Source organism: Shewanella carassii (assembly GCF_002777975.1).
In the GTDB taxonomy this organism is placed as follows: Bacteria; Pseudomonadota; Gammaproteobacteria; order Enterobacterales; family Shewanellaceae; genus Shewanella; species Shewanella carassii.
Genome location: NZ_NGVS01000025.1, coordinates 72,617 through 84,979, shown reverse-complemented (window position 1 = coordinate 84,979; position 12,363 = coordinate 72,617). Strand labels below are relative to the sequence as shown.

The following is a 12,363-nucleotide window of genomic DNA, read 5'->3' as shown; positions in this document are numbered from 1 at the left end:
GCAAAATGAATATGGATATCCCTCGGCAGGATAACGAGCAGTTTCAGAGAATGCCCGCCGCCAGTCACAGCGATTCTGATACTTATTTATGCAGGGCCGTCAACGCCCTGCAATTTTCAGGCTTTGCCCTGCTGGCACTGCTGGTGTTCAACCTGGTGAGCTCGGTTGAAGCCTGGGCCGAGAATGGCCCCCAACTTGCCGAAGAGCCTGCAAGTGTCCAGGCTCAGGAAGGTACCCTTCAACTGATTGATAATCCGCAGTGGCCAGGTGCCGGGGTGCTCGCTTTTGGCGACACTCAGGCCCCGGCACTGGCAACCGAAGTCAGCATGAGCATCAGTGGCTGGAGTAACAGAGTCAGCGTCACCCAGTCATTCACCAATGATACCCAGGAGTGGATCCACGGCCGTTACCTGTTCCCGCTGCCCAATGAGGCGGCGGTGGACAGCATGCAGCTGAGAATAGGTGAGCGGATCATCGAGGGGGTTATTCAACCAAAGGAAGAGGCCAAGCGCGCTTTTGAGCAGGCCAAGGCTCAGGGCAAGCGCGCCAGTTTACTGAGTCAGGAGCGGCCCAACCTGTTCACCACTCAGGTGGCTAATTTGGCCCCAGGGGAAACCCTTAAAGTCAGCTTCAGCTACCAGCAGGCATTGGATTACCGTGATGGTCAGTTCAGCCTGCGCTTTCCCATGACCCACACGCCCCGTTATCTGCCCCAAAGCATGCTGCAAAGCTTCAAGGGTGTGGAGGAGGCGGCGCGGTTGCTGAGTCCTGTGATTGAAGCCGCGGGCCTTGAAAAGATGTTTGCCGGTACAGATAGCGAAAGCTCTGATCTTAAAAGCTCCCAAGCGCAAAGCCCCCATGCGCACAGCGGTGGCCAGGAGAATCGCCTCAGTTTGGATATTATCCTGGATGCCGGTTTTCCCTTGCTGTCGCTGGAATCCCCTTATCATGCTATTTCCCAACAAACCCTGAGTGATGGCCGTATTCGGGTGCAGCTGCAACAAGACAATACCAAGGCCGACAGCGACTTTGTGTTGCAATGGCAAGCGGATCCGGGCGCCAAGCCCGCAGCGGCGCTGTTCAGCCAGCAAGGGCAGACCCATACCCCAGCACCTTCTTTAGCGCAGGCCGAAGGCCAAGCTGCCAGGGATGAATACAGTCTATTGATGTTGATGCCTCCACAGAGCAAAGAGGTGGCCAAGCCCTTGCCCAGGGAGCTCATTCTGGTGATAGATACTTCGGGCTCAATGGGGGGAGATGCAATTGTTCAGGCCAAACAGGCATTGCTGTATGCCTTGAGCAGTCTCAAACCGGAGGACAGTTTCAATGTCGTTGAATTCAACTCTGCAGTGCAAACCATGGCGGCCAACTCTTTGCCGGCAACGGCCCACAATATAGGTCGGGCGCAGCAGTTTATTCGTGCCCTGGAAGCCAACGGTGGTACCGAGATGGCCAAGGCGCTGGAGCTGGCATTGAACAATGATTTTGCCGCTCAAAATAAAGTCGGCACGCAAGGTGAGAGTAAGGCGCTCAGGCAGGTGATTTTCATGACAGATGGCGCCGTAGGCAATGAACAGGCGCTATTTGAACTGATTAAAGACAGGCTCGGCGACAACCGCCTGTTTACCGTAGGCATAGGCAGTGCGCCCAACTCTCACTTTATGCAGCGTGCCGCCGAGCTTGGGCGGGGCAGCTTTACCTATATTAGCAAGATGCAGGAGGTGGAGCAAAAGGTGGTTGCCTTGCTGGAAAAAATCTCTGCTCCCAGGATCACAGATGTGTCGCTGCGCTACCCTGACGGCACCGTGCCGGATTACTGGCCGGCACAAATTCCGGATCTCTATCAGGGTGAGCCGGTATTGGTGAGCATCAAACAGCGTAGCAATGCCCACAAGGCCGTTATCGTATCCGGTCTTATCGATGGCCAATTCTGGCAGCAGGAGCTGGCGCTCAATGCCAAGGCTGAGCCCAAAGGGCTGGATCTCATCTGGGCCAGAAAACAGATAGCCGCGCTGGAGCTGGCCAAAGATGCTGCCAACAGTGAACGCATTGAACGCCAGGTCACAGCGCTGTCGCTGAAGTACCACTTGGTCAGTCCGTACACCAGCCTGGTGGCAGTGGATGTCACCCCGGTCAATCCGGACGCCGCGGCGACCCGGGAAGGGCAAGTAGCCAGTCATGCGCCCAAGGGCTGGCAGGGTAAGTTGCCGCAGACCGCCACCGACAGCCGGCTGATGTTGCTGCTGGGGTTGGCCAGTTTGCTGGCGGCGCTGATGCTGGCGGCTTTCCCCAGGGCCTTTGGCCGTCGTGCTTGTGAGGGGGCTGGGCGATGAGCCAGACGCATCAGGCCCTGAGAGCAGGCGCTATGCCCTCGGTCAATAGGGGGCGCTTTGGCGATATCTGCTCAATAGTGATAGTGGTTCTGGTCGTGGCGGGTTCGGCCATGCTGTTTAAAGGAGGATATATGCAAGCCAAAGCCATGTTCGCCCAGTTTTTGATTGAAAAGGCCTGGGCCAAGAGTCTGACTGATGGCCAGGCACACAAACCCTGGTCCTGGGCCGATACCCACCCCACGGCCAAATTGTGGATAGGCAAGCATGAGCCACTCTATGTGCTGGCCGGGGCCAGTGGCCGTAATCTGGCCTTTGGACCGGCGCAGATGCTCTCGGGAGCCGGTGCCGGAGAGACAGGCAATACCGTGATTGCCGGTCACAGGGATACCCATTTCGCGATTCTGGCCGGGGCCAGGGTGGGGCAGGAGATCCGCTTGCAGGGCATGGATGGCCAGATCCATTTTTATCGAATACGGGCTACCGCAGTCGTGCATGAATCTGAGACACCTTGGTTGATGGGCAGTGATGAGCGGCTATTGACGCTGATCACCTGTTATCCCTTCGATAGCCTGAGCGGCGGCGCCGAGCTTAGATTTGTGGTGCAGGCAGAAGCCTTGCCGACGCTGGCGGTTTCAGCCTGATATCGGCATCACCCGATTGCGGCCCAAACGCTTGGCTTCATAGAGCAAGGTGTCGGCGCGTTCGGTAAGGGATTGGCGGGTATCCATTTGCTGCCACTCGGCAACCCCGAAGGAGGCGCTGATATTGCTGATGAGCAGGCCCTTGCGCCTGTCTCTGACGCAAACTTTCTCCAGTGCCCGTCTCATGGCTTCGGCCAGTTGCCGTGCCACTCTCAGCTGACTGGTCGGCACCAGAATAGCGAACTCTTCACCACCGAAACGATACAGTTTGGCACCGTCATGACAGCCATCTTGCAGACGTTTGGCCACCGCCTTGAGCACCTGGTCCCCCAAAAGATGCCCGTATTCATCGTTGAAACGTTTGAAGTGATCCACATCCACCAGAATAAGGCAGCAGCCCTTCGGCGACTGACTCAACAAGCTATCGAAGTCGGCATCGAAGGCGCGGCGGTTGAGGCAACCGGTGAGGGCATCTAGCAGTATATCTTTTTCGGTGTTTTGCAGCTGTAGTCGCAGGCTGTCTATCTCCTGCTGGGCCTTGCTCAGTTGCGAGCTCAAATAATCCGTGCTGCTACGAATATCATCCGAGTCTTGCACCAGGGCTCGGACCATGCCCATCACCTGCTCAAGATCCATGGTTTCTTGATCCAAGCGGCTCAGACGGCCGAAATTACGCTCGATTTTGGCGCGAAAGCTGTCGGCATCGCAGCTGGTATCCTTGAGCGACTGCGACAGCTCGGTCGTTATTGCCTCCATACTCTGACGCATACCTCTGACATCCAACTCTTCCTCCGGAGCCAGATGGTGGCGATAGAGGAGTTCCGCCGTGGAGGGTGGGCAAGTGTTGTACTGGCTGACGGCTTCATCCAAGCTGGCATTGAGCATAGGATTGCGTTCACTGACATAGGCATACCAGAGCGCATAGTTGACCGGCGTTGTCGGTATCCGATATTTCAACATCAGCGGTAAGGCTTTTTTCAAGTATTTGGCGGCTTGTTGAAGCAGAGTCATGACGATGGAGAAGCTCATTGTTGATGCAATTACCTATTCAGCTTGACACAAATTACATCATTTGTGGATCCAAAGGATCATAGAATATCGTCTGGTTCTACAGAGTGCTGCCCTGCTGTTACAATGGCTGAACAAAATAGATAATAACAAGGAATGAAGTCGTGAGATTTACCTCTGTCTGTGGCCTGTTGGCCACACTGTTAATGCCTGCTCTGGCGTTGGCTGTTCCCTTTGAACTGGATGAATCCCGCTATCGCCAGGATGTGAAAACCCTTGCCAGCGATGCTTTTGGAGGCCGTGCGCCTCTGTCGGCCGGTGAACAGCTGACCTTGGATTACCTTACCAAAGCCTTCAAGGAGATGGGGCTTGAGCCCGGGTTTGGCAACAGTTATCTGCAAGCCGTTCCCATGGCCAGGATCAGCGCAGATCAGAATATGCAGCTTAAGCTGGGCTCAATGAGTTTCAGCAATGGCGAGGAGTTTACCGCCCGCTCTCAAAGAGTGACACCCAAGGTGGAGCTGCAAGACAGCGAGGTGGTCTTTGTCGGCTACGGTATCAATGCCCCGGAATATGGCTGGAATGACTTTGAAGGCCTGGATGTTCGTGGTAAGACTCTGATTGTGCTGGTCAATGATCCCGGCTTTGCCACTCAGGATCCCCAGGTATTTAAGGGCAATGCCATGACCTATTACGGTCGCTGGACCTATAAATATGAAGAAGCGGCCCGCCAGGGCGCCGAGGCTGTGTTTATTGTGCATGAAACTGCGCCCGCCGCTTACGGTTGGGGGGTGGTGCGTAACAGCAACACCAATACCAATACCAAGTACACCCTGGTGGATAAAGACAACAACGCATCATCGGTTGGCGTGATGGGGTGGATCCAGCACGATAGCGCCAAGAAGCTGTTCAGCCAGGCGGGTCTGGACTTTGACACCTTGAAGCAACAGGCGGTCAATAAAGGCTTCAAGGCGGTGCCGTTGAAACTCAAGGCCAACCTGACCTTGAACAACAAGATAGAACTGGCGCAATCCCACAATGTGGCGGCCTTGTTGCCTGGAACCGAGCACAAAAATGAATACTTGGTGATGCACGCTCACTGGGATCATCTGGGAAAGACCATTGAAGATGGCAAAGAAGTGGTGCTCAACGGCGCTGTGGATAACGCCTCCGGTGTGGCCGGTGTTCTGGCACTGGCAAAGCATTTCAAACAGCAAAAGGGCATTGATGCCCCGAAACGCTCGATTCTGTTCAGCGCCTTCACTGCCGAGGAAACCGGACTCATTGGCGCCCAGTACTTTGCCGAAAACCCTCCGGTTCCCACCAAGCAGCTGGTGGCATTTCTCAATATAGACGGCATGAATATGGGCAAAGGCGTGGATTATATCCTGCGTTATGGTGAGGGCGTGTCAGAGTTGGAGCAGTATCTGAATGATGCTGCCAAAGGGCAGGGACGCAGCGTCAAGGCCGATCCCCGGCCGCAAAATGGCTTGATGTTCCGCTCGGACCATTTCGCTCTGGCCAAGGAAGGGGTACCCGGCTTGCTGTTTATGAGTTTGGGGGATACAGATCCAGATTATATCGCCCATAAATATCATAAGGCAGCCGATGATTATGACCCAAGCTGGAGTCTGGATGGGGTTCGGCAGGACTTGGCCTTGATAAGCGACATTCTGGCACGGTTGGCCAATAACAATGATTGGCCCCAATGGCTTGAAGACTCGGACTTCAAGAAGCGCCGGGCTCAGGATCAGCGCTGAGTTTGGTGGCAGGTGTGACTCAAAAAGGGTTACACCTGTCCATGCTTCTTGTCACTTGAAAGCGTAATTAATTGAATGCCTTTGTTTTTCATGGCTGCTCGACACAGGCATGCACCAGAAAACTGGAGTGGAAGTATTTGGGAATGTATTTGGACAGCAGATAATTGAAGAAACCCACTCGTTTCCACTCTTTGAAATCGGCGTAATGCGCGACTGAAATCACCTTTAGCTTTCCATGCCATTGCTCAATCTCCCGTGGCGAGTCGAGCGCCAACTTAAAACCGGCACCGGCATATTTTACGCTGTCGTGGTTATCTGAATTGTCTCTCATCCAGCGACTGATACCGTCGAATAGAATATGGCAACCAGGAAAGCGGCTGGCCAGTTCTTGAAGCAACTGTTGTACCTGACAATTGTCGAAGTACATCAGCAGGCCTTCAGCAATAAAAACAAAGGTTGCGCCCTGATGACGGGCATTGAGTTCATCCATCCAATCGCTATCAAATACAGAACCACCGATGCATGTCTCACAACTGTCCGAAGGAAGGAGCTGCTCTCTGAGGGCAATCACTTCAGGCAGATCCAGGATGTAAAACCAGGCCTTGTCTTCCATCGTGTTTCCCATCAGCATTTGAACCCTCTGAAAGCGGGCATCGAGTCCGGCTCCGAGGTTGACTACAACACAGGACTGCGCCGCAGCGATAATATCCGCCGTGAGTCTGTCAAAGTAACCCGCGCGGATGGCGACCCCTACAGAGCTCAATACAGATTGGTCAAAACTTGAGAAGTCATAATCAAATTGTTCGATAAGCGCGCAGGCCCAAGGATCTGAGAAGAAGGCATCTTTCAGTTTGGATTGGCACGATTTCATATAGAGTGGGATAAAAAGTGTTTGGGCGATAGGATCATTTAGCCCTGTGACTGCCAGCTTGTTACTCATCTTTGCCTCCTCCCTCATCCTTTTATTAAATGATAACCATTATCAGATGCGTAACTGTGAGCAAGAGTGGATTTTTATCAAACTCACTTTTTGAGAGGCTTGGCTGGCGAGAGGGCTGGAATACTTGGTGATTGTCGGCAAAAGATAGTGGACGACAGCTTTGACTAGAGCTGCCAATAAGCGACTATGCTCAGGGAAAGGCGTCAGCAAAAAGCTTCAGGAAAAAGCTTCAGGAAAAAGCGTGATTATACCGTCAAGCAGAGGACAAGTTCAGAAACGGTAGCTGATCGATAACATGGGGCCGATAAAACTATAGTAGAGGTTGTAGTCGGCCACTTTTACCGCGGCGTTCGATGCGCTCTGACGCACATCCACATCCACTTTGTAGTAGTTATAGGCCAAGGTGATGTCCCAACGATCACTCAGGGTGGTTTTCATGCCGGCTCTGATATCGACCAGTGAGCCCTTGAGATCATCGAGGCGCACGGAAAAATATTGGGCATGTAGATTAAATTGCCAACCGGGTGCCAGCTCATAGTCACCAAAGAGGCCAATATTCGGTAAAGGTGCAGTAACACTCTCATCTACGACTCTGGGAATGGGCTGGGCGCTGCAGATATTGCCACTGAGTTCTGAAGTGGCACAGGCGCCAATGGAACCTTCAAAGCTACTGTCAATAAACATAGTGTGCAGCCCTACACTGACCCCTATGTTATAACCGTTGCCTTGAAACAGGTCATAGCCATAGCCGATGCGGGCGATATCGATATTGAGCGTGGTGCCTAACTTTCCACCCGCCTTGACGTCATAGACAGTATCGTCAATCTGGATTTGAAATGGCCGACTGACCGCCTGAGTTTCGGCGCTGCGGTGCAGTTGTTTCCAGTCAATATAGATGTGGTGTCTATCGTTGAAACGGTATCCCAATTCAAACAGGGGCAGAAACTCATTTTCCGCCAACTGCAGATCAGACTCAAAATCCAGATTGAAGTCGTTGCCAATCAGGGGATCGGTAACCTGCATATTGGTGTCTGATTGAGAGTAGAAACCACCAATATTCAAGCTCCACTCGCCAGCTTGGGTTTGTGGCGCCGCACAGCACAGCAGAGTGAGTGTCAGCGATAGTCTTAAACCTGATTTGTTAATGGCATGTGTTGTCAGCAATGGGCAATCTCTTTTCGTTACTCAGATAATCCAAGTGCCTTCTCAGAGATTCCTTTTCCGGGATAAAGCGGCACGTGCGCGGTTTGAGTGCTTGTTGGCTGCTGTTTGCAGGATGACACTTCTTGTCTTTTCGGATGCTGAAAATTCGCGCGACTGCAGAGAGTCTAAACCAGAAATGTTCCATATGTGAACACAATGTTTATTGAAATGTGGTTTTTTATGATCCATAACAAAAAAGCGCCCCTTTAAAAGGAGCGCTTGGGATTTATCTCGAAACCGATACTCGGATCAGGATTCGGACTCTTTATTATCGCTTTTCATTGCGTCTTTATTGAACATCCCCAAACGGATGCGAATAAAGTGCAGTATTTGTGCCGCGATATCCAGATGAAGGCAAGATTCCAGTCCTTCAAAGCCCGGCGAGGAGTTGGCCTCGCAAATCTTGTAGTGACCATTATCGAACAGCAGATCGATTCCGGCGACATCCAGATCCAAAATATTGGCGGTCTGGGTCGCCAGCCATTCGATTTCAGGCGTGACAGCAAAGGGGCTGGCTGAGCCACCGGCGCTGACATTGGCTTTGAAACTGTCCTCTTGGCCACGTCTCTCATAACATCCCGCTACCCGGCCACCTATGGTAAAGACTCGCAAGTCCCGACCGTGACTGTTGGAGATAAACTCTTGCAGGATAATATTGGCATTCTTGTTAGTTGCCTCGATAAGCTGCATCAGATCATCGAACTCGCGTGCCTTGTGTGACAGAAATACGCCGCTGCCTTGCGAGCCGGACAGTGTCTTGATCACCACAGGGAAACCCAAGTGGCGTTCAACCAAGTCAACATCGACCGGGAATTTTACCAACATGGTCTTGGGCGTTGGCAGATTCTTTTCGGCCAACAGTTGTTGGGAAAACAGCTTGTCCTTAACGGTTTCTATCGCCTTGGAAGAGTTAAGGCAATAAACGCCAAGACGCTCCAGATGGCGGATAATCGCCAAGGCAAAATAGGTGGTACCCGAGCCCATACGAGGAATAATAAAATCGGGCAACTCTACTGGTTGCCCGTTCAGTAAAATACTCTTGTTGTCCTCTCGGGTCACGGTAAGGTCAAACTCATCGGGAGCATAGACCTCAAGTTCGATATTGTCGGCCTTGGCGGCCTCCAACAATCGGTTAATCTCATACAATTCAGGTTTTAGCTGAGTCGCGGTCTCTTTATATAAAATCCAACCACGCATTTAGTCGCAAACCCTAATTTTCATTGGTTATCCTCAAGTTCAGGCTCATCCTGAACATCGTCATCTATCATATCGTCAAGATACTCAGCATCGGCCTTTTTCACCAAAGTGGTGCCGACAACTGCGTAGAAAGGCTTCCCTGAAGCCAACTTGACATACTTTACCCAGATCTTTTCCAACAAGCTACCGGGAGCGGAATTTCCGCGGACAACTTCAACAAAATGACTCTCCTCCGGGTTCCGGGGGGCTTGGCGTCCCTCTGCCAGAGCTTTCATGGCAACGCCATGTTTTTCGAGTAATTCTGCTTCGTTGTAAGTAAAATCCCCGCTGCGGCGAAAGCCTTTGGGGAAGTTCTTGTCGTCATAGAAACGGCGTTCGCTGACGAAACTCTCATTGGCGGCTTGTTGCATAGATGCACTTTGCAGTGCCGATGGTGAAGGAGTCGTGGTCAACATGGCGATATTCCTTACAAAAATGGTTCTTGAGGAGATTTGCAAGCAGAGTATTGGCTAGTATGATTGATTTATAAATCAAAAAAATTTGTCTATGACGATAAAGAATTTTTTATGGACACGGATTTACTCAAGACATTTCTGGAAGTTTCCCATACCCGCCATTTTGGGAAAGCCGCCGAGAACCTCTATCTGACCCGTAGCGCAGTATCTTTCAGGGTTAAGCAGCTGGAGAGTATTCTCGGCGTCGAGCTGTTTGAACGGCAGCGCAACAACATACAACCGACCCCGGCCGGAGTGCGGATGCTGGCGCATGCCGAAGCGGTATTGACCGCCTGGGAGCGGGCCAAACAGGATATCTCCTTGAGTGAGCACCAGTCGGTACAATTGGTTATCGGTGCGGCGCCCAATATCTGGGACGCTTATCTGCAGGGATATATGCAAGGTTTACATCAGGGGCTTGCTGGAGTGGCGCTGCGCACCGAAATTTTGGCGCCGGCGGCAATGACCAAACAGTTGATGGACCGAACGCTGGATCTGGCTATAGCCTTTGATCCCCCTAAGTTGGAAGAGTTTGAGCTGTTGCAGATAGGAGAGGTGTCGCTGCATCTGGTAAGCACAGAGGTGGCTTCCTCCGTCGATGAACTGACGGACAGGCATTATATCAAGGTCGATTGGGGCACGGCGTTTAATATTCAACATGCCAGAGACTATGCCGAGTTACCCATTCCTGTACTGCATACAGGCTCGGCCCGTATTGCGCTGGACTTTCTGCTCAATAATGGCGGCAGTGCATTTTTGCCGCAAAACATGATTGAACCTTATCTGGCGAAAGGGGAGCTGTTTGTGATTGATGATAAAACGCCGCTCAGGCGTAATGTCTATGTAGCCTACTTGCCGGGCAACGACCGCTTGGAGCAGATACTGCAAGCGGTCAACTACCTCAGAAGTCAGTTTTAAATTTGGCCGGGCATTCAGCGTTTTGCCTTGATGCCCGGTTACCTTACTGAAGCACTCAAAATACCAAAGCGTGCATCAACATACCAAAGCGCTTTAGAACACCAAAGGCCAGATAACCACGGCCCAGGTCAGGCCGCATAAACACAGACTGATAAAGACCGCCGCCGAGGCAATATCTTTGGCCTGGCCGCTCAAGGGATGAATTTCATCGCCCACTCTGTCGACCACGGCTTCAATGGCCGAATTCAACAGTTCGGTAATAATGACGATAAATACTGTTGCTATCAGCAGTAATTTTTCTGTCTTGACTACATCCAGATATAACGCCAGCGGGATCATTAACAATGCCAGTACGGCTTCCTGACGAAAGGCGGCTTCATGTTTCCAGGCGGAGCATAAGCCCTTGATGGAAAAGCCGGTGGCGCGGAAAATGCGTTTCAGTCCGTGATTGTTGGCGGGTTTCATATTCTCTCAATTCTTGATCTGTGGCATAGCCGGTTGCTGTATAAAGACCCGCTGAACCGTGAAAGGTTCCTGGGTTAATGGGGTTGCAACTTGTCGCTTCCTTTATTGACCTCGCATTGGTCACCAGTGACTAGTTTGGCTAGTAGTGCAGTGGCGCTGAGGTTTCCAAGGTGCGGCGGCATTATAGCAGCTCATCTTGCCGCTGATATAACAGTTACTGCACCTACCACGGGTGTTTGGCCGTTATTATGCCATGGCGGAAGGTTTGGCAAAGGGGGAGGGCCGTTTCGATAATCGTTACACCCGTTGTCACCATAACCACCACGACTTTCTATACTCTTGGTAGTTTTGATCTTTGTAGTTTTGGTCTCTGCTATAGGATGTAGCAGGCAATTGGTCGATAGCCAGGGAGGGCTTATGCAATATCCGCAATCTTTACCGACAACAGCATACCTTAAGTGTTTTCCGGCCATGCTGTTACTGCTGCAAACTTTTCTGCTCTCGTTTCCGGCGGCCAGCGATAGAGAATTACCGGCCCCGGAGTTGGCCGGTCGTTGGCAACAACAAAAGGCCGAAATCAAGGATTTCCTTGTCAGTGAAAAACTCGATGGTGTCCGCGCCAGATGGGACGGCAGGCGTTTGCTGAGCCGCTCGGGCAGAGTGATTCCTGCACCAGTTTGGTTTGTGAAAGACTTTCCTGCAGTGGCACTAGAAGGAGAACTTTGGGGCGGCTATCACAGCTTTGATACTGCATCATTGCTGGCCAGAGGTTTGGGCGAGGCAGACTCCTGGCGCCAGCTGGGTTTTTATCTGTTCGATGCCCCCGGGCTTAAAATGGCTTTTGCCGAACGTTATCAGGCGTTCAAGCAGTATCACCAACTGACCCCTTATCTCTATGTCATTGAGCAGCGGCGTCTGAGCAGCACGCAAGAGTTACATCTGTGGTTACAACAGGTTGTGGCCAAAGGGGGCGAAGGCCTGATGGCGCACCGCATCGATGCCATGTATCTGGCGGGGCGCAGTGACGCCTTGTTAAAACTCAAACCTGTGGAAGATGCCGAGGCGCGAGTGCTGGCGATACTTCCGGGAAAGGGCAAGTATCAAGGTATGATGGGCGCCTTGCTGGTGGAGACCGAGGCTGGGGTAAGCTTTCGCTTGGGAACAGGTTTCACCGATGCCGAGAGAGCTTCACCGCCGCTTCCCGGAACCTGGGTGACCTTTGCTTTCTCCGGGCTGACCTCGGGCGGCAAGCCTAGGTTTGCCCGCTTCCTTAGGGTAAGATCCGACTATCGACTCAGTTTCCCGGCAGGGGGTATCGAGGCAAAAGTCTCTGTCGCCGACCCGGCTGCGGAACTCAATCCTGCCGAGTCAGCCAATAAGGAACCTTAAGGTGGAATTTCAAAG

General features: G+C 52.3%; 11 protein-coding genes. 5 read left to right on the top strand and 6 right to left on the bottom strand.

What is annotated here, in order from left to right:
• The first annotated feature begins 5 nt into the window (after window positions 1–5).
• Together CBE72_RS13080 and CBE72_RS13075 are read left to right on the top strand one after the other, a co-directional pair.
• The gene (locus tag CBE72_RS13080; protein ID WP_100144025.1) at window positions 6–2,333 is read left to right on the top strand and encodes a marine proteobacterial sortase target protein; all 2,328 of its coding nucleotides are present in this window, start codon (window positions 6–8) and stop codon (window positions 2,331–2,333) included.
• Window positions 2,334–2,365: 32 nt separating this feature from the next.
• Window positions 2,366–2,974 carry a class GN sortase gene (locus CBE72_RS13075; RefSeq protein WP_100144089.1) on the top strand — a complete coding sequence of 203 codons (609 nt, stop codon included), beginning with the start codon at window positions 2,366–2,368 and terminating at the stop codon, window positions 2,972–2,974.
• Here the strand turns inward: CBE72_RS13075 and CBE72_RS13070 are convergent.
• The gene (locus CBE72_RS13070; RefSeq protein WP_100144087.1) at window positions 2,966–3,991 is read right to left on the bottom strand and encodes a GGDEF domain-containing protein; all 1,026 of its coding nucleotides are present in this window, start codon (window positions 3,989–3,991) and stop codon (window positions 2,966–2,968) included. The genes CBE72_RS13075 and CBE72_RS13070 overlap by 9 nt on opposite strands.
• Window positions 3,992–4,188: 197 nt before the next feature.
• Here CBE72_RS13070 and CBE72_RS13065 point away from each other — a divergent pair, with 197 nt between their 5' ends.
• Window positions 4,189–5,742 carry a M28 family metallopeptidase gene (locus tag CBE72_RS13065; RefSeq protein WP_100144085.1) on the top strand — a complete coding sequence of 518 codons (1,554 nt, stop codon included), beginning with the start codon at window positions 4,189–4,191 and terminating at the stop codon, window positions 5,740–5,742.
• Between the two features lie 88 nt (window positions 5,743–5,830).
• Here the strand turns inward: CBE72_RS13065 and CBE72_RS13060 are convergent, their stop codons facing one another.
• The 4 genes from CBE72_RS13060 to CBE72_RS13045 all read right to left on the bottom strand — a co-directional run bounded on the left by CBE72_RS13060 (window position 5,831) and on the right by CBE72_RS13045 (window position 9,537).
• Window positions 5,831–6,682: a class I SAM-dependent methyltransferase gene (locus CBE72_RS13060; protein ID WP_157929084.1), complete on the bottom strand. Its 852-nt coding sequence runs from the start codon at window positions 6,680–6,682 to the stop codon at window positions 5,831–5,833.
• A 270-nt stretch (window positions 6,683–6,952) separates the two neighbouring features.
• Window positions 6,953–7,846, bottom strand: a complete 894-nt coding sequence (locus tag CBE72_RS13055; RefSeq protein ID WP_373289209.1) for a hypothetical protein — start codon at window positions 7,844–7,846, stop codon at window positions 6,953–6,955.
• A gap of 288 nt (window positions 7,847–8,134) precedes the next feature.
• Complete coding sequence (locus CBE72_RS13050) at window positions 8,135–9,082, bottom strand: ATP-grasp domain-containing protein (protein WP_100144021.1); 948 nt, start codon at window positions 9,080–9,082, stop codon at window positions 8,135–8,137.
• Window positions 9,083–9,102: 20 nt separating this feature from the next.
• A complete protein-coding gene (locus CBE72_RS13045; RefSeq protein WP_167387669.1) occupies window positions 9,103–9,537 on the bottom strand; it encodes a MaoP family protein in 435 nt (144 codons plus the stop codon).
• A 111-nt stretch (window positions 9,538–9,648) separates the two neighbouring features.
• Between CBE72_RS13045 and hdfR the strand changes: the two genes are divergently transcribed.
• Window positions 9,649–10,494: an HTH-type transcriptional regulator HdfR gene (hdfR, locus tag CBE72_RS13040; RefSeq protein WP_100144079.1), complete on the top strand. Its 846-nt coding sequence runs from the start codon at window positions 9,649–9,651 to the stop codon at window positions 10,492–10,494.
• Window positions 10,495–10,587: 93 nt separating this feature from the next.
• Here hdfR and CBE72_RS13035 read toward each other — a convergent pair whose 3' ends face one another.
• Window positions 10,588–10,959, bottom strand: a complete 372-nt coding sequence (locus CBE72_RS13035; protein ID WP_100144019.1) for a diacylglycerol kinase — start codon at window positions 10,957–10,959, stop codon at window positions 10,588–10,590.
• 417 nt (window positions 10,960–11,376) lie between these two features.
• Between CBE72_RS13035 and CBE72_RS13030 the strand changes: the two genes are divergently transcribed.
• Window positions 11,377–12,348: a DNA ligase gene (locus CBE72_RS13030; RefSeq protein WP_229671751.1), complete on the top strand. Its 972-nt coding sequence runs from the start codon at window positions 11,377–11,379 to the stop codon at window positions 12,346–12,348.
• Window positions 12,349–12,363: the final 15 nt, after the last annotated feature.